Here is a 17,355-nt window from a genome sequence, read left to right on the forward strand (position 1 = left end):
GGTTTTTAATTATCTTTGTACGCCGTTGAATTTATTTAACGGCATTAATCAGTAAATAAAAAATAAAATATATAATGGGATTTAATGAATTTATAAGCAAGTTGTTCGGGAACAAGGCTTCTCGTGACATGAAGGAAATTCAGCCATGGGTAGAAAAGATTAAAGCTGCATACCCTGAAATAGAGAAGCTGAGTAATGATGAGTTGCGTGCCAAAACGGAAGAGTTGAAAAAATATATCAAGGATTCTGCCGTAGAGGAAAACAAGAAAATTGAAGAGCTTAAGGCTACAATCGAAACTACAGATATCGAAAAGCGTGAACCTATATTCGCACAGATAGATAAACTGGAGAAAGAAGTTCTTGACAAATACGAAAAAGCACTTAATGATGTGCTTCCTGTAGCTTTCGCTATAGTAAAAGATACAGCAAGACGTTTCACTCAGAACGAAGAGATAGAAGTTACTGCTACTGATTTCGACCGCGAACTGGCAGCAATGGGAAAAGACTTTGTTCGCATTGAAGGTGACAAGGCTATATGGAAAAACCATTGGGTTGCAGGCGGTAACGATATGAAATGGAGCATGATACACTACGATGTACAGCTATTTGGTGGTGTAGTTCTTCATCAGGGTAAGATTGCGGAAATGGCAACAGGTGAAGGTAAGACTCTTGTGGCTACATTGCCTGTATTCCTTAATGCGTTGACGGGTAACGGTGTGCATGTGGTTACAGTCAATGACTACCTTGCAAAACGTGACTCTGAATGGATGGGCCCTCTCTATATGTTCCATGGATTGAGCGTTGACTGTATTGACAAGCATCAGCCGAACTCTGCTGCACGTCGTCGTGCATATATGGCAGATATCACATTCGGTACAAACAACGAATTCGGTTTCGACTATCTGCGTGACAATATGGCAAACAGCCCTAAGGATCTTGTACAGCGCAAACATAACTATGCTATTGTCGATGAGGTTGACTCGGTTTTGATTGACGATGCACGTACACCTCTTATTATATCAGGTCCTGTTCCTAAAGGCGACCAGCAGTTGTTCGAAGTTCTTCGTCCGTTGGTAGAACGTCTGGTAGAGGCTCAGCGTAAACTTGCTACACAATATCTGGCAGACGCAAAACGTCTTATCGCTTCAGACAAGAAGGAAGAGGTGGAAGAAGGATTCCTTTCTTTGTTCCGTAGCCATAAGGCTCTTCCAAAGAACAAACCTCTTATCAAGTTCCTCAGCGAACCGGGTATCAAGGCTGGTATGTTGAAGACAGAGGCCATTTATATGGAAGCAAACAACAAGCGTATGCCTGAGGCTGTAGAACCTCTTTATTTCGTAATAGATGAAAAAATGAAGAGCGCCGACCTTACAGATAAAGGTATCGAACTGATAACAGGTTCATCTCAGGATCCTACATTGTTCGTTCTTCCTGATATAGCCGCACAGCTGTCAGAGCTCGAAAACGAAACATCTTTGACTGATGAGGAAAAACTGGCTAAGAAAGATGAACTTATGACTAACTACGCTATCAAGTCTGAACGAGTTCATACTATCAACCAGTTGCTTAAGGCATATACAATGTTCGAAAAAGATACTGACTATGTGGTAATGGATGGTCAGGTTAAAATCGTTGACGAACAGACTGGACGTATAATGGATGGTCGTCGTTGGAGCGACGGTTTGCATCAGGCTGTCGAAGCCAAGGAAGGTGTAAAGGTAGAAGCAGCTACACAGACATTCGCTACAATCACTCTTCAGAACTATTTCCGTATGTATCACAAATTGTCTGGTATGACAGGTACTGCAGAAACAGAAGCAGGCGAATTCTGGGATATTTATAAACTTGATGTTGTGACTATCCCTACTAACCGTCCTATCGCACGTAAGGATATGAACGACCGTGTTTATAAGACTAAGCGTGAAAAATATAAGGCTGTAATCGAAGAGATTGAAAAGATGGTTGAAATGGGACGTCCTGTATTGGTCGGTACTACATCAGTAGAAATCTCTGAAATGTTGAGCAAGATGCTTACTCTCCGTAAGATTGAACATAACGTACTTAATGCCAAATTACACCAGAAAGAAGCTGATATCGTTGCTAAAGCCGGTTTGGGACGTACCGTTACAATTGCCACAAACATGGCCGGTCGTGGTACCGATATCAAGTTAAGCGATGAAGTAAAAGCAGCCGGAGGTTTGGCTATTATTGGTACTGAACGTCATGAATCTCGTCGTGTTGACCGTCAGTTGCGTGGTCGTGCCGGACGTCAGGGAGACCCGGGTTCTTCTGTATTCTTCGTTTCACTTGAAGACGATTTGATGCGTCTGTTCTCTTCTGACCGTATAGCATCTGTAATGGATAAGTTGGGATTCAAGGAAGGCGAGATGATAGAACACAAGATGATTTCTAATTCTATCGAACGTGCTCAGAAGAAAGTTGAGGAAAACAACTTTGGTATCCGTAAGCGTCTGCTTGAATATGATGACGTGATGAACAAACAGCGTAATGTAGTTTATACTAAGCGTCGCCATGCGTTGATGGGCGAACGTATCGGTATGGATATCGTGAACATGATTTGGGAACGTTGCGCAAATGCTTTGGATATGGCAACATATCATGAGGCAAAAATGGAAATTCTTCAGACACTTGCAATGGAAACTCCATTTACAGAAGAAGATTTCACATCTAAGGATAAGAACGTACTTACTGAAAAGACATTCGATGCTGCTATGGAAATCTTCAAGCGCAAGACAGACCGCATGGCTATGATTGCTAATCCGGTAATCAAACAGGTTTATGAGAACCAGGGACAGATGTATGAAAACATCATGATTCCTATTACTGATGGAAAACGTATGTATAATATTCCTGTAAACCTGAAGGCTGCATACGAATCAGAATCAAAAGAGATTGTGAAGGCTTTCGAAAAGGCTATACTTCTTCATACTATTGATGAGGCTTGGAAAGAAAATCTTCGTGAACTCGATGAACTTAAACATTCTGTACAGAACGCAAGCTACGAACAGAAAGACCCATTGTTGATTTTCAAGCTTGAGTCTGTGAAACTGTTTGACAATATGGTTTCGAAGATCAATAATAATACAATTTCTGTATTGATGCGTGCTCAGATACCGGTTCAGGAACCAGAACAGGTTCGTGAGGCAGCTCCGGAACCAGCTCCAAGAAAACAGCAGTATAAGGAAGAAAAGGTTGACCTCAATGATGCTTCTCAGCAGAGTGCTGCCGGTAAAGATACCAGAGAGGTTAAAAATGAGCCTTATAAAGCAGAAAAAACAGTTGGCAGAAACGATCCATGTCCATGCGGAAGTGGATTGAAATATAAGAACTGTCACGGAAAAGTATAAGAATTTTAATAAAATACACGTTTAAAAGGTCGTCTCTTAACAAAGGGACGGCCTTTATTATTATACCTTTATTACCTTTTAACTTCATAATATTCAGAAATATATTATTTTTGTACAAATAAAAAAATGAAGATATTATGAGAAAATATGCTTTATATATTTTTTTGCTGGTGAGTGTCGTAATTTCATCATGCAGTTCTATCCAGACACTTACTTATGATCAGCTGTCTCCGGCCGAAGTTAATTTCCCGTATCAGATATCTGTAGTTGGCGTCGTCAATAATATGCCGTCTCGTCCTGAACCTAAAAAGAATATTCTGACTTTAGGTCAAATTGAAGGTGAAGGAAAGAATGCTACCGAGGCATTGGCTGGTCTTTTGGCAGACAGTAAATATTTTAATCAGGTTATAATATGCGATTCTGCTCTACGCTCTGATAATTTTTCAACAAGCCTTTCAGTTGATGAAGTTGGCAATCTTTCTTCAATGCTTGGAGTAGATATGATTATTTCATTCGAGAGACTATTGCTAAATGTCGAGAAAAAGGAATTTATTAATCCGGGCTGGGATGCATCGATACCTGTTCTTCAGGCTCAAGTCACTCCTGTGGTGAGATTGTATTTGCCGGGAAGGCAGAATCCTTTGGTCGAACTTAGCGCAACGGATTCATTGTATTTCGATTTGGGATATAGAATTTCTGAAAAAGAGCTTATTCAAGAAGCTACATCTCACGCCGCATCAGTTATATGCAATAAAATAGTTCCTTACTGGCAGACGGTAAACAGGTTATATTTTAATGGTGGAGGAGTAGAAATGCGTGATGCCGGTGTTTATGTAAATGAAGGAAATTGGGAGGCAGCACGAGAATTATGGACTCAAGTTTATAATCGTCAGAAAAAGGGAGATACAAAATTCAAGGCTGCATATAATATAGCGCTTTCGTATGAGATGACAGGCGATATGAATAAAGCCGAAGAATGGTTGAACAAAGCGTCCGATTACGTCAAATCAGGTTCGGACGATGAAATGGTTTTAAAGTATTATATTACCCAGTTTATAAAGAGGAAAGACGAGTTTGGAAAATTGAATATTCAAATGGGACGTTTTAATAACAATTTCTGAGCCGTTTGTTTTGAAACTTTATAATTTTTAGTAATTTTGAGGTAATAAATATTTTATGCCTATGAATGTTAGTGAAAAAACACGTGCAGCTATATCGTCATCTATTAGAGAAGCATTATGCAGATATGTTTCGGGCGATGAGAATACTGTTGTTACAGATATACATTTGCAACCGAAGCAGGATAGTGGAGAACTATTGATATTCAATGACGATGATGAAGAATTGGCCCGTACTATTATAGATGAATGGATAGAATGCGATTCGGAAGATTTTATGACTGAAGTCGAATCTGTCTTACGTTCGGAAATTGTAGCATTGAACGACCAGGGATATTTCGAAAAGTTGTCTTTACTGAAGCCATACTCATTTGTATTGGTAGATGAAGACAAGGAGACTGTCGCTGAGTTGATGTTGATTGATGATGAAGATACCTTGTTGCTTAACGATGAACTTTTGAAAGGGCTTGACGAAGAGCTTGATGCCTTTCTGAAGGATCTTTTGGAAAAATAATTAGGATTTTGTTATTATTCGGGGTAAGGTTACATAAATAGCCTTTCCCCGTTTTTTGTTTTATATTTAATGATGATTTATGGGAGAAAGGATTTTGTTTAGAAGAAACGAACAGTTGCATACCGTGAATCCCAGATGGCGCGGTAATCCTTCCGTTAAAGGTAAATTCTTTAACCGTCAGCACAGATGGCGTCCTGGAATGGGAAGTATTTTGAAATGGAGGTTCTCGCCTAATCCGCAAAGGAAAGAAAAGCGTAGGATAAAGTGGAATCCCAATGTGAGATATCTCCATAGTCTTGATGCGGTAACAGGCAATTCGCTGATATGGCTTGGGCATAATTCTTTTTTTCTTCAGTTAGGCGGAAAACGTTTCATGATTGATCCTGTTTTCGGAAGCATACCTTTTGTGAAGAGAAGGAGTACTTTTCCTGCCGATCCTTCAATATTCAGGAATATAGATTATTTGCTTATTAGTCATGACCATTTCGATCATCTTGACAAACCGAGTGTTGCTCGTCTGGTTTCAGAAAATCCCGGAATGAAGTTATTTTGTGGTATCGGTACCGGACAACTGATAAAAGGATGGTTTCCTGAAATGGAGGTAATCGAAGCCGGATGGTATCAGCAGCATAAGGATGACGGACTTTGTCTGACCTTCCTTCCGGCACAGCACTGGAGCAAAAGAGGAGTGAGCGATGGCGGTGAGCGCCTTTGGGGAGCTTTTATGATACAGGCAGATGGAATAACTATTTATAATAGCGGTGATACGGGATACGCTCACCATTTTAAGGAGTTGTCTGATATTTTCCCACACATTGACTATTGTATGATTGGAATAGGTGCATATAAGCCACGATGGTTTATGAAACCTAATCATATATCTCCATATGATGCCCTTACTGCTTCTGCCGAGATGGGTGCACGAATGACGATACCGATGCATTATGGCACTTTCGACCTTTCAGATGAACCTTTATTTGATCCGCCTCATGTATTTGCGGCCGAGGCCAGAAAAAGGAATATGGATGTTATGATTCCTGAATTGGGTGAAGTGGTTAAATTACATCATATCAGATAGGATCTGTTTTCTTGGAAAACATGAAATCTATATAAACAAAAAAATGAACAGCCTTTCGGACTGTTCATTTTTTGTTTATAGATATATTCGGTTGATTACTTTTTCAAGGCTGCGATGCTTTCTTTCAGTGCTGCAATCTTGGTTTCTGCATCAGCCTGTTTCTTGCGTTCCATTTCAATAACGTTAGCCGGAGCCTTGCTTACAAACTTCTCGTTGCTTAGCTTCTTCATTACGCTCATGAGGAATCCTTCCTGATATTTCAGGTCTGCTTCAAGTTTCTTCAGCTCTTCTTCCACATTGATAAGGTTGCCCAGAGGAACTGCATATTCAGTTGTACCAACCATGAACGAAGCTGCACCTTCTGCCTTTGCATCTACCTGTGCTATTTCAGACAGGTTACACAATTTCTCTATAACGGCGTTGAAGTCTGCAACAGGACTTTCTCCAACCACTTCAAGATTCAGAGCCTCTTTCTGAGCAATGTTCTTCTGAAGTCTGATAGTACGGATGCCACCGATAACTTCTTTTACAGCTTCAAATTTGTTTATGATAGTTTCATCATAAGTCTCTGTCATGTTAAGAGTCTGAGTCATGATGCTTTCACCATCCTTGCGGTCATAGATGTGCTGCCACAACTCTTCAGTGATGAATGGCATGAACGGATGCAGAAGTTTGAGCAGTGTATCGAAGAAACTCAAAGTCTTTTCGTAAGTCACGCTGTCGATAGGCTGTCCGTATGCAGGTTTCACCATTTCAAGATACCAGCTTGAGAATTCGTCCCAGAACAGTTTGTAAACTACCATAAGAGCCTCGCTCAGACGGTATTTGCCGAACAGGTCGTTTACCTCGGCTGTAGTCTTTGCAAGCATTGCCTCAAACCATTCAGTTGCCAGGCGTGCGTATTCAGGCTGTTCGTTGCCTTCTACGTTCCATCCCTTTACCAGACGGAATGCGTTCCATATCTTGTTGTTGAAGTTACGTCCCTGTTCGCATAGAGCGTCGTCAAACAGGATATCGTTTCCTGCAGGAGCTGCAAGCATCATACCCATGCGTACACCGTCGGCACCATATTTATCAATCAGTTCAAGCGGGTCTGGTGAGTTACCGAGTGACTTGGACATCTTACGGCCGATTTTATCGCGCACGATACCTGTGAAATATACATTCTTGAAAGGCATGTCGCCCATATATTCATATCCTGCCATAATCATACGTGCCACCCAGAAGAAAATGATGTCCGGTCCTGTTACAAGGTCGGCAGTAGGGTAGTAGTATTTTATTTCCTCATTGCCCGGATTGTTGATTCCGTCGAACAGAGAGATAGGCCATAGCCATGAAGAGAACCATGTGTCCAGACAGTCCTCGTCCTGACGCAGGTCTTCAATCTTCATGTCCTTATTGCCTGTTTTCTCGATGGCAAGTTTCAAAGCTTCTTCAGCTGTTTCTGCCACTACGAATCCACCCTGAGGCAAGAAGTAAGCGGGAATTCTGTGTCCCCACCACAACTGACGGCTTATACACCAGTCCTTGATGTTCTCCATCCAGTACTTATATGTGTTCTTGTATTTTGCAGGATAGAATTTCAGCTCGTCGTTCATTACAGGAGGCAACGCCATGTCTGCAAAGTGTTTCATCTTGAGGAACCATTGCATTGACAGCTTAGGTTCGATGGCTACGTTTGTACGTTCAGAGAAGCCTACCTTGTTGTTGTAGTCTTCAACCTTTTCAAGCAAGTTTGCTGCTGCAAGGTCTTTGGCGATTTGTTCACGAACGTCGAAACGGTCCATTCCTACATACATTCCGGCAGCCTCGCTGATAGTACCGTTGTCGTTGAAGATGTCGATAGATGGCAGATTATATTTTTCGCCCAGCATGTAGTCGTTTACATCGTGTGCAGGAGTAACCTTCAAGCATCCGGTACCGAATTCGATATCAACATAGTCATCTTCGATAACAGGGATTACTCTGTTCACCAGCGGAACAATCACTTTCTTTCCCTTCAGCCATTCGTTCTTTGGATCGTTAGGATTGATACACATAGCAGTATCACCCATGATTGTTTCAGGACGAGTAGTTGCAACTACGGCATAACGTCCTTCAGCATCTCCTTCAACCTTATATCTCAGGTAGTAGAGCTTGCTGTGTTCCTCTTTATAGATAACTTCTTCGTCAGAAAGTGCTGTCAGGGCTTTAGGATCCCAGTTTACCATACGCACGCCGCGGTAAATCAGTCCCTTGTTGTAAAGATCAACAAAAACCTTTATCACGCTCTTGCTTCTTTCTTCGTCCATAGTGAAGGCTGTGCGGTCCCAGTCGCACGAAGCACCAAGTTTGCGTAGCTGTTTCAGGATTATGCCTCCGTGTTCGTGAGTCCATTCCCATGCATGTTTCAGGAACTCCTCTCTTGTGAGGTCGGTTTTCTTTATTCCCTGCTGAGCCAATTTGTTTACCACCTTAGCTTCTGTAGCGATAGATGCGTGGTCTGTACCCGGAACCCAGCATGCGTTCTTGCCCATCATACGGGCACGACGTACCAGGATGTCCTGTATAGTATTGTTAAGCATGTGTCCCATGTGGAGCACTCCGGTCACGTTTGGTGGCGGGATTACGACGGTATATGGTTCGCGTCCGTCCGGTTTAGAACTGAAAAGTTTGTTGTCCAGCCAATACTGGTACCATTTCCCTTCCACATCTGCGGGATTGTACTTACTTGCTAATTCCATGATTTATATCTAATTATTATTTGTTTTTACGAAATGTATAATCGGTTGCAAAATTAATAAAAGTTGTTCGAAAATTCAATATAATGACCTATAGTCTTTATGACTTATTCCGGACGACGATATTGTTTTCTTTTCCAGAAATTGAATCCGGCATAAATCTTCAGGCTTCCAAAGGAATTTGTCATCGAGAAGTTATCTTTTCTATAGTCGTAGGTGTGTAGTATTAGTGTGGCTCCTACATAGTATTTGCTGTTGTTCCAGGTTATTCCGGCTCTGGTTATGAGGTCGAAGTTTATATCCTTCACCCACTGTGTCCAGTCAGAATTAGGAGTAGTAGGTGTGTCGTTTATTCTCGCTTTTTTATATCCGATGGCAGGAAGTAATGAAATATTAAGAAGACAGTTTTTGGCAAAGACCCAGTTGTAGCCGTATCCGAGGCTTAAATTAAAGTCTGTATATGCAAGCTTGTTGAAGTTTAATGAAGGACGTATCTGATCCTTGATTTCCTGTGGTAGTTTGCTTTGGTCTAAAGTAATGTCATGCTGCGAGAAGGCAAAGCCTGCCATTAGCGATCCGCAGCTTTTCTTTTGGTTTGTTGACTGGCTGTATGCTGCCGGATATGAATATTTTTCGCTGTTGAATATATAGTAGGCATTAAGTCCTTTAATCTTGCTGTTGAAGCCGTTGAAATTTGTGCCTATATATTTTTCGGCATTATCAAAGTTTTTGCAGGTGGTTATTCTGAAATTGCTTCCTGTTTTTCGGTAATACAGATCCACACCGAATTTAGCACTGTAAAGGTTGAAAACCATTTCTGTTCTTGGCTTTTCCCTCTCTTTCTTGAATAAGCTGGCCAGATCGAACGAGTAGCCCAGGAAAATCCATCTCCATCCGAAATAGACTCCAAGCTTTGTGTTTACTTTTGGTGCGAAACCCAGTAATTGATTACCGTTTTCGCCTGTTCCGCTCAAGCGATAATGTTCAAACCATGTACTTTGTTCAAGCATCATGGTCAGGTTGTATTTATTGGGCTGTATATAATTCGTGTCCGTTGCGTTAAACCATTCAACGCTTCTATTGAAAAACTTTTTGAACGGACTTGTTTGATTGTCGTATTTTAAATCAGACAAACAATTCAGCGAATCGCTTATAGCAGTCTGCACACATTCTTTTTCCTCATTCTGTGCTTTCAGTAAACATGGAATGAGGAGGAACAGTATTGTTGCTGAAACTAAAAGAATGCGTGCCGACATTTTATTAAAGTTTATTCAGTATGCGGTCCATAGCCCAGTTGGTAGGAGTGGCGCTGATGCCATCGCAGGTACAGATTGCTTTTCCTTGCAGATGTTCCACTACGGCCTTTATCAGTGGTAGCTGCACATGCGGAGGATTGGGTGGAAGTATTTCTTCGCGTCCTCTTTCCGTATGTAAAGCTATAGGGTCGTAAGTGAACACTGAAAAACATATCATGCCTTTGTCTCCTATTATTTCAATTCTGTCTTCTTTTGCAGATTCATGAGCAACAAAACACCATGAGCCGGAACCGGGGAGACCCGAATCGAATTTAAAGCATGCGCTTATGGTGTCTTCAGCTTCGTATAAACCGCCACGATTGTTCTTGTATCCTTCAGCTTCGAGTATGCATCCGAACATATCTTGCAGCAAGTCCAGCTGATGAGGCGCCAGATCGTAGAAATATCCTCCTCCTGCAATAACTGGCTGCACGCGCCACGGAAGGTTCTTGCTGTTATAGTCCAGGGCTCTTGGAGGTTGTGCAAACCTTATTTGAACATTTATTACGTTTCCTATTTCTCCGGACGTTACAAGTTCCTTCACTTTTTGGAAATACGGCAGATACCGCCTGTAGTAAGCCACAAAACAAGGAATTCCTGTCTCTTTTGATATTCTGTTTATTCTGGCACAATCTTCGTATGATGCCGCCATAGGTTTTTCTATATACACAGGCTTTCCTGCTTTCATTGCCATGATGGCAAATGTGGCATGCGAGGATGGAGGTGTTGCTATATATATGGCATTTACTTCTTCATCACCTATCAGCTCCTGCGCATCAGTGTACCATTTAGGTATGTTGTGTCTTTGAGCGTATGATTTTACTTTTTCTTCATCGCGGCTCATTACGGCAACTACTCTGGATCCTTCCACCATATTGAATGCGGGACCACTTTTCTTTTCTGTCACTTCTCCGCATCCTATGAAACCCCAATTTACCTTATCAAAATTCATCATAACAGACTAATAATTTCGCTTAAAGTATTCGTTATATAAATCTTTGTATTCCTTGGTCTTGATATATCTCTCCAGCCAGCTGTTTATACTGTCAAGCAGTATTGGAGCATTTCTGTTAACTCCCCATGAGTAGAACTGATTAAAGCTTATGTTTGTATTCAGATCAAGATTTTTGAATCTTCTCATGTACATTTTTGCGGTTCTTTCATCGCATACGGCATAATCAATATCTCCTGCCGATACCATTGCTAATAGTTGTTCTGGCCCATAGTCGGTTATTTCTTCTATGTATATCGAATCGCCTATCTCGTCCATCAGATTATTGATTCTCATCAGTGCAGGCGAGTCCTTTATTATATGTATGGTCTTGCCGGCAAGTCCTAGAGGGCTGTCAATGCGATTGTCTTCGTCGTTTCTTTGAATAAGTATCTGTTTCCCGATGGCGAATGGATTTGTAAATAAGATACTGTCTTTCAGTTGTGAGGTAGTTGCAGTTCCCAGTGCAATCATATCGTATCTTCCTTCTATGACACCTTTGATTCTTTTCTCAAAACTCATTTCGGGTGTCATTTCAAGTTTTATGCCTTTTTCTTTTGCAAAAGCACTTAATACTTCATAATCAAACCCGTAGGTCTCTCCCTTGAATATATAATAACTTAGGGCATTGTATTCTGTTACAGCTTTTATGACTCCCGACTCTATAATCCCATGATAATCTCTGGGATAGAACTTTTCCTCAGGATTCTTTCTGGAGAACAATAGTATTATAACAGTCGATACGACTATTATGGATATTATATATTTCAGAATCTTTTTTGCCATATACTCAGCTGATTTTATATAGTTAATCAAAGAAGTTCCATGAGATGCCTATCTTTAGTCCTCTTGGGTTTAACGGATAATGTGGAGCAAAGAAATAACTTCTTTCGCCTGTTCCTTGCACCAGGTTATACATCATCAGGAAAAAGCGAGTACGTTTCAGATGTAAATTAATGTATCCGTTCACCAGTGGATAACCTCCAAGCTTATATTTTGTTTCCGGATTCTGCAGATAGAACTGTCCTATTGCCGGTGCATAGTCAGGTGCATAGTATTGTGTAAAATATCTTACGTCTGCTCCCAATTCCACTGTAAGAACTTTTTTGGCCAGTCCTGCTCTGATGTAGAGATTGTGATAAAGCACAAGATCCGGCAGTGGAAGAACACTGTTGTTACTGCTTTTCTGATACACAATCTCATTGTCAAGATGTAAGATGCCAAATTTGAAATCTTGCCTTAGTTTGGCGCTGAACACCTGTATGCTTCCTGGGTTCTGCCTTACAGTAACATTGTTCTTATACGTCTTTATATTGGCATCGTTGGCATCTGTGTATCCTACTGAGACATTGTCCAGATACGTATAGTTAGTGATGTTTTCCACGCCTGCCTGCAGTTGCGTACGCCAGCGGTCTATACTTAGTCTTCCCTCTATCTTTGTGCGTGTTATCATTGACAGGTCATTGTCCCACCAGTAGTGTTTCGAATGGAAATGTCTGTAATAGAATGCCGGATTCAGGTTCTTTATATATGCGTTTACATCCAGCCTTACAGTGTCGTTGAACAGACGGAAGTTCAAGTCTCCTCTTACTTCTATATTGAATTGTCCTATATCTTCACCCAATATCGCAACTTCACCCAATACATCATAGTGTAAAGTTTTTCCTTGTGCCTTTGTCAATTGTCCGCCCACTGACAATACATTCTCCTTGTAGTCTCTCATATATTGTCCAGGAGTACCTTCTATACTGTCTGTCATTGAGAATCTCCTGTGTTCGAAACTCAAAAAGGCTGTCAGTCCGGCTTTTGCCCATTTGTTGAACCCTTCTCTAAGTGATATTCCAACCGTATTCTTGACAGACATGTATTTTGTCACGTCAGTGGAGTCGGTTCCAAGATAGTGGTTTTCGAAATATTTCCTGTTTTGCTCATCGTTGTATGAGATATACTGTCGTGTGTTCATATCCACCTTTACGGTGTGTATGAAGCTTGTTACCGGAATAAATACTTCTTTTGCTATGGTATCGTTCTCGGTACTTTCATCTTTATAAAATCCCAGATTATATCTGTGTGTCAGGAACGCGTGGTATCCTGTATTCTTGTTCCAGATATCTTCGAGGTTAGTCTGTATTTCATACGATTTATACACTCTTCCACCGTCTGCCATTTCTATAGGTGCTGTCACGTATCGGTCGTCTGCTATACCTCCGTTTTCGGTAACTCTTATGTTGTCGTTTATAAAATTGAAGTGCATTTCGTATTTATCGCCATGATAATATGCAAACAGGTTACCGTTGAACTGTGCTGTTGACTGGTTCATATATTTACCTCTGCCATATATGTAGTCTATGTCGAAACCGAAACCAAGCCTTTTGTTGGCATTAACGGCAAAGTAGGCTTTAAATCTTTCTTCGGCACGTCTTCCTGCTCCGTGTTTGTAATAAGTAAGATTAGTGAACGGAGATTTTGTGTTTGTATATTTGACTTTTCCCGGTGTTACAAGAGCAAAATCATAAGGGTCAGTGAAAAATTCCTGTGTGGTTTCTGCCCTTTCGAAGAAAACATGTGATATGCGTGGCGAGCCAAGATTACCAAGATAAGTATAATGTCCTGTCGGTCCGCCATTGTCGTTTGTGTTTTGAAATCCGAATTGGAGAGTGTCAACCGGTATTGCAGTTTTTGTCCCGAAACGTTCGTCTATGGTCCATGAACTCAAACCTATGGGCACGGTACTTGCATCAACCACGGCAGTTGTGTCTATAGGATTTCCGTTTCTGTCATAACGGTCGCTGCTGAGTCCTGAAGCAGATGAGCCGTATTGGCTTTGCATCATATTTTGTGCGAATGTATTGACGCACACTAATATTAATATAGCTGTAATAAGTATCTTTCTCATATCGTGGCAAAGATAGTGCAAAACGATAGAAGTACAAAGCGAAAACATAGTTTTCGGCTTTTAATTCAGGGGTGAGTCCTATCTTGTCCAAAGATACGATATAAAAACGAAAAAAGGAGGATAATCATTATAGATTACTCCTCCTTTTTGGTATATTATTGAGTTATTATGCTTCTTTTATTATTTCCATACCGATGCGGATAGCTTCTTCGTTCATCGGTATAAGATGATGGTGACGTTCCGGCAGAGTCTTGCGCAAAGCTTTTACTACACTTTCTGTTGATACTACCGGCATCAGTTTCAGCAATCCGCCAAGTACTATCATGTTGAAAGTCTTTGCCATGTTGCGTTCATTAGCTTCGTCCATAGCATCAATGCGATAAACTTTTATATCTTTTCTGGTAGGAGGATTGATAATTCCATATCCGTCGTAGATAAGTATTCCGCCAGGTTTTACCTTACTTTCGAATTTTGCAAGTGATGGCTGGTTCAATATAATGGCGCAGTCATATTTGCTCAATATAGGAGATGAAATTCTTTCATCGCTCACAATGACAGTTACGTTTGCTGTACCACCTCTCTGTTCAGGTCCGTATGCCGGCATCCAGGTCACTTCCTTGTTTTCCATCAATCCGGAGTAAGCAAGAATTTTACCCATGGACAAAACTCCCTGTCCTCCAAATCCGGCTATAATTATTTCATGCTTCATTTTCTTTTTGAATAATAGGGTGATTGAATATTATAAAGTAGTGTCCTTAAGGTCGCCTAGCGGGTAGAACGGGAACATGTTCTCTTCCATCCATTTGTTGGCCTTTTCCGGTGACATTTTCCATCCTGAGTTACAAGTAGATACTATTTCCACCAGGTTGGAGCCTTTTCCCTGCATAGAGTTTTCGAATGCTTTTCTTATGGCTTTCTTTGCCTTGCGGATGGCTGCAACAGTTTGAACAGACTGTCTTGTCACATAGCATGTGCCTTGCAGTGTAGCTGCAATTTCAGTCATTTTAAGCGGATAACCGTGTATTTCAGGGTCACGTCCGTAAGGACAAGTAGCTGTTTTCATTCCCACCAGTGTAGTAGGAGCCATCTGTCCGCCTGTCATACCGTATATAGCGTTATTAATGAAGATGATGGTAATATTTTCACCTCTGTTGAGTGCATGTATAGTTTCTGCTGTACCAATACATGCCAAGTCGCCATCTCCCTGATATGTGAACACCAGTCTGTCCGGCCACAGTCTCTTTATTGCAGTGGCAAGTGCTGGCGCACGTCCGTGAGCGGCTTCCTGACAGTCAATGTCAAGATAGTTATACATGAATACAGCACATCCCACAGGGCTGACACCTATAGCCTTTTCGCTCATTCCCATTTCTTCTATTACTTCGGCAATAAGCTTGTGTACCACACCGTGGCTACATCCCGGGCAGTAGTGCATTGGGTTATCATTAAGCAGTTTCGGCTTCTGGTAAACCAGATTTTCCGGCTTCATTATTTCTTCTTTTGTCATATTATTTTCCTCCGTCATTGTCATAGTAAGAAGCGGAACACGAATTCTATCATCTTCAGGAACAGTGAAGCGCCGCATACATAAAAGAATACGGTTTTGTCATCGCCTAAAGTGAAATATAGGATAATAGATGCCAGTGCTCCAATCATGAACAGAATGTTCAATATGTTTCTTATCTTGTCGTTGTCCATTATTTATTCTTACTGGGGTTATTTAATGAGTTTTTCTTTCAAAGCATCTACCACTTCGTCCGGATCTGGTACGATACCGCCCAAACGGCCGAAGTGATGTACTGGTACGTTGCACTCTACAGCCAGTTTTACATCTTCAATCATTTGTCCGCTGTTGAGTTCTACCACCAATATACCTTTGACTTGTTTTGCTCTTTCTGCAATTTCCGGAGATGGGAACGGCCATAATGTTATAGGACGGAACAGACCTACCTTTATACCTTCCTCGCGTGCATGCTCCATTGCCTTTTGTGCTATACGTGCGCATGAACCGAATGCTACTATCAGGTATTCCGCATCTTCGCATTCTATTTCCTCATAACGTCTTTCGTTGGCTTCTATTTCAGCATATTTGTTCTGCAGATGTAAGTTTCTCTGTTCCATTACGGCAGGGTCAAGTTCCAGAGAAGTGATTACGATAGGTTTGCGTCCTTTGCAGCCTGTAGAAGCCCATGGACACTGTTCGATTATTTCTTCGTCTGTACGTCTTGGGCGTGGTTCAGGCAATACCACCTTTTCCATCATCTGACCTATTACGCCGTCAGCAAGTATCATTGCCGGATTGCGGTATTTGAAAGCCAGGTCAAAACCTAGTTTTACGAAATCTGCCATTTCCTGAACTGATGCCGGTGCAAGTGCTATCAGGCGATAGTCGCCGTGTCCTCCTCCTTTTGTAGTCTGGAAATAGTCCGCCTGACTTGGCTGTATTGTTCCCAGTCCAGGACCTCCACGCATTACGTTTACGATAAGACAAGGCAATTCTGCTCCTGCTATATAAGATATACCTTCCTGTTTAAGGCTGACGCCGGGACTTGATGATGATGTCATTACCATTTTTCCTGTTCCCGCACCACCATATACCATGTTTATTGCGGCAACTTCACTCTCTGCCTGCAAAACCACCATTCCGGTTGTTTCCCATGGCTTCTGTTCAGCCAGTGTCTCAAGCACTTCTGATTGCGGAGTGATAGGGTAACCGAAGTATCCGTCCACGCCGATGCGTATTGCGGCGTGTGCTATGGCTTCGTTACCTTTCATTAGAACTACTTCTTCTGCCATATTTTTCTTTATTTATCGTTTATTCTTAATAGTATGGTTATTCACATTTAGCCCTGTAAACAGTCAGGCAACCGTCAGGACATACGATAGCGCATGATGAACAACCGTTGCAAGTGTCTTCTACCACCTGCTGTACATAATTATATCCTTTTTGATTTACTTTTGGAGTAAGAGCCAATACTTTAAGCGGGCAGGCTACCACACAAAGGTTGCATCCCTTGCATCGCTCGGTGTTTACTACCACCACTCCTTTCATTTTAGCCATAAATATACGTATTTAGTTTTTATTGATTAAACATATCTTTATTATAGAAATTCAGGATATCCATCATCATGGCTCTGGCGTCTTTTGCCGGACTTTCCGGATTGATGTTTATGGCTTCCTGATAATTGTTGAGCGCGCCTTGCCAGTCACCAAGTTTTCTGCATGCATTTCCTTTCAGATAATAAGCTCTGTCGGCATACTCATTATTCTGTTCTATAATCCTGTCCAGGGCTTCCTTGGCTTCGGCTATATGGCCGTCATTAATCATTATTTTTATGTTCTCCAGTATATTATTCATCAAGATACAAAATGTT

General features: G+C 41.3%; 15 protein-coding genes. 4 read left to right on the top strand and 11 right to left on the bottom strand.

The window, feature by feature from the left end:
* Positions 1 to 74: 74 nt before the first annotated feature.
* The 4 genes from secA to NW213_RS14025 all read left to right on the top strand — a co-directional run bounded on the left by secA (position 75) and on the right by NW213_RS14025 (position 6,078).
* Positions 75 to 3,368, top strand: a complete 3,294-nt coding sequence (secA, locus tag NW213_RS14010; RefSeq protein WP_154045042.1) for a preprotein translocase subunit SecA — start codon at positions 75 to 77, stop codon at positions 3,366 to 3,368.
* Between the two features lie 137 nt (positions 3,369 to 3,505).
* Positions 3,506 to 4,489, top strand: coding sequence for a DUF6340 family protein (locus NW213_RS14015; protein ID WP_235339367.1), 984 nt, complete (start codon positions 3,506 to 3,508; stop codon positions 4,487 to 4,489).
* Positions 4,490 to 4,550: 61 nt separating this feature from the next.
* Positions 4,551 to 5,000, top strand: a complete 450-nt coding sequence (locus tag NW213_RS14020) for a hypothetical protein (protein WP_235339366.1) — start codon at positions 4,551 to 4,553, stop codon at positions 4,998 to 5,000.
* A 79-nt stretch (positions 5,001 to 5,079) separates the two neighbouring features.
* Entirely contained in the window at positions 5,080 to 6,078 is a 999-nt protein-coding gene (locus NW213_RS14025) for an MBL fold metallo-hydrolase (RefSeq protein ID WP_204393498.1), read from the top strand.
* Positions 6,079 to 6,173: 95 nt separating this feature from the next.
* Here NW213_RS14025 and NW213_RS14030 read toward each other — a convergent pair whose 3' ends face one another.
* The 11 genes from NW213_RS14030 to NW213_RS14080 all read right to left on the bottom strand — a co-directional run bounded on the left by NW213_RS14030 (position 6,174) and on the right by NW213_RS14080 (position 17,339).
* A complete protein-coding gene (locus NW213_RS14030; protein WP_258323152.1) occupies positions 6,174 to 8,801 on the bottom strand; it encodes a valine--tRNA ligase in 2,628 nt (875 codons plus the stop codon).
* Between the two features lie 104 nt (positions 8,802 to 8,905).
* The gene (locus NW213_RS14035; RefSeq protein ID WP_258323153.1) at positions 8,906 to 10,054 is read right to left on the bottom strand and encodes a DUF4421 domain-containing protein; all 1,149 of its coding nucleotides are present in this window, start codon (positions 10,052 to 10,054) and stop codon (positions 8,906 to 8,908) included.
* A 4-nt stretch (positions 10,055 to 10,058) separates the two neighbouring features.
* The gene (locus tag NW213_RS14040; RefSeq protein ID WP_375338158.1) at positions 10,059 to 11,048 is read right to left on the bottom strand and encodes a Gfo/Idh/MocA family protein; all 990 of its coding nucleotides are present in this window, start codon (positions 11,046 to 11,048) and stop codon (positions 10,059 to 10,061) included.
* 6 nt (positions 11,049 to 11,054) lie between these two features.
* Positions 11,055 to 11,870 carry a transporter substrate-binding domain-containing protein gene (locus NW213_RS14045; RefSeq protein WP_154045033.1) on the bottom strand — a complete coding sequence of 272 codons (816 nt, stop codon included), beginning with the start codon at positions 11,868 to 11,870 and terminating at the stop codon, positions 11,055 to 11,057.
* Positions 11,871 to 11,892: 22 nt separating this feature from the next.
* Positions 11,893 to 13,980: a putative porin gene (locus NW213_RS14050; RefSeq protein WP_258323154.1), complete on the bottom strand. Its 2,088-nt coding sequence runs from the start codon at positions 13,978 to 13,980 to the stop codon at positions 11,893 to 11,895.
* 166 nt (positions 13,981 to 14,146) lie between these two features.
* Positions 14,147 to 14,689, bottom strand: coding sequence for a 2-oxoacid:acceptor oxidoreductase family protein (locus NW213_RS14055; RefSeq protein WP_154044975.1), 543 nt, complete (start codon positions 14,687 to 14,689; stop codon positions 14,147 to 14,149).
* Positions 14,690 to 14,719: 30 nt separating this feature from the next.
* Positions 14,720 to 15,487 carry a thiamine pyrophosphate-dependent enzyme gene (locus NW213_RS14060; RefSeq protein WP_204393506.1) on the bottom strand — a complete coding sequence of 256 codons (768 nt, stop codon included), beginning with the start codon at positions 15,485 to 15,487 and terminating at the stop codon, positions 14,720 to 14,722.
* Between the two features lie 20 nt (positions 15,488 to 15,507).
* Positions 15,508 to 15,678: a hypothetical protein gene (locus tag NW213_RS14065; RefSeq protein WP_204393508.1), complete on the bottom strand. Its 171-nt coding sequence runs from the start codon at positions 15,676 to 15,678 to the stop codon at positions 15,508 to 15,510.
* Between the two features lie 18 nt (positions 15,679 to 15,696).
* Positions 15,697 to 16,776 (bottom strand): 3-methyl-2-oxobutanoate dehydrogenase subunit VorB, encoded by a 1,080-nt coding sequence (locus NW213_RS14070; protein ID WP_204393510.1) that lies wholly within the window; start codon positions 16,774 to 16,776, stop codon positions 15,697 to 15,699.
* Between the two features lie 37 nt (positions 16,777 to 16,813).
* A complete protein-coding gene (locus NW213_RS14075; RefSeq protein ID WP_154044972.1) occupies positions 16,814 to 17,041 on the bottom strand; it encodes a 4Fe-4S binding protein in 228 nt (75 codons plus the stop codon).
* Positions 17,042 to 17,060: 19 nt separating this feature from the next.
* Positions 17,061 to 17,339 carry a tetratricopeptide repeat protein gene (locus tag NW213_RS14080; RefSeq protein WP_258323155.1) on the bottom strand — a complete coding sequence of 93 codons (279 nt, stop codon included), beginning with the start codon at positions 17,337 to 17,339 and terminating at the stop codon, positions 17,061 to 17,063.
* Positions 17,340 to 17,355: the final 16 nt, after the last annotated feature.

Source organism: Bacteroides sp. ET336, assembly GCF_024733815.1.
Taxonomy (GTDB): Bacteria; Bacteroidota; Bacteroidia; order Bacteroidales; family Bacteroidaceae; genus Phocaeicola; species Phocaeicola cellulolyticus.

What these genes read in the sequence shown, in the direction of transcription:
- NW213_RS14025 (WP_204393498.1), top strand. Translation starts at nt 5,080, where the DNA reads ATGGGAGAAAGGATTTTGTTTAGAAGAAACGAACAGTTGCATACCGTG.
- NW213_RS14020 (WP_235339366.1), top strand. Translation starts at nt 4,551, where the DNA reads ATGAATGTTAGTGAAAAAACACGTGCAGCTATATCGTCATCTATTAGA.
- NW213_RS14065 (WP_204393508.1), bottom strand. Translation starts at nt 15,678, where the DNA reads ATGGACAACGACAAGATAAGAAACATATTGAACATTCTGTTCATGATT.
- NW213_RS14030 (WP_258323152.1), bottom strand. Translation starts at nt 8,801, where the DNA reads ATGGAATTAGCAAGTAAGTACAATCCCGCAGATGTGGAAGGGAAATGG.
- NW213_RS14080 (WP_258323155.1), bottom strand. Translation starts at nt 17,339, where the DNA reads ATGAATAATATACTGGAGAACATAAAAATAATGATTAATGACGGCCAT.
- secA (WP_154045042.1), top strand. Translation starts at nt 75, where the DNA reads ATGGGATTTAATGAATTTATAAGCAAGTTGTTCGGGAACAAGGCTTCT.
- NW213_RS14050 (WP_258323154.1), bottom strand. Translation starts at nt 13,980, where the DNA reads ATGAGAAAGATACTTATTACAGCTATATTAATATTAGTGTGCGTCAAT.
- NW213_RS14015 (WP_235339367.1), top strand. Translation starts at nt 3,506, where the DNA reads ATGAGAAAATATGCTTTATATATTTTTTTGCTGGTGAGTGTCGTAATT.
- NW213_RS14045 (WP_154045033.1), bottom strand. Translation starts at nt 11,870, where the DNA reads ATGGCAAAAAAGATTCTGAAATATATAATATCCATAATAGTCGTATCG.
- NW213_RS14055 (WP_154044975.1), bottom strand. Translation starts at nt 14,689, where the DNA reads ATGAAGCATGAAATAATTATAGCCGGATTTGGAGGACAGGGAGTTTTG.
- NW213_RS14060 (WP_204393506.1), bottom strand. Translation starts at nt 15,487, where the DNA reads ATGACAAAAGAAGAAATAATGAAGCCGGAAAATCTGGTTTACCAGAAG.
- NW213_RS14035 (WP_258323153.1), bottom strand. Translation starts at nt 10,054, where the DNA reads ATGTCGGCACGCATTCTTTTAGTTTCAGCAACAATACTGTTCCTCCTC.
- NW213_RS14070 (WP_204393510.1), bottom strand. Translation starts at nt 16,776, where the DNA reads ATGGCAGAAGAAGTAGTTCTAATGAAAGGTAACGAAGCCATAGCACAC.
- NW213_RS14040 (WP_375338158.1), bottom strand. Translation starts at nt 11,048, where the DNA reads ATGATGAATTTTGATAAGGTAAATTGGGGTTTCATAGGATGCGGAGAA.
- NW213_RS14075 (WP_154044972.1), bottom strand. Translation starts at nt 17,041, where the DNA reads ATGGCTAAAATGAAAGGAGTGGTGGTAGTAAACACCGAGCGATGCAAG.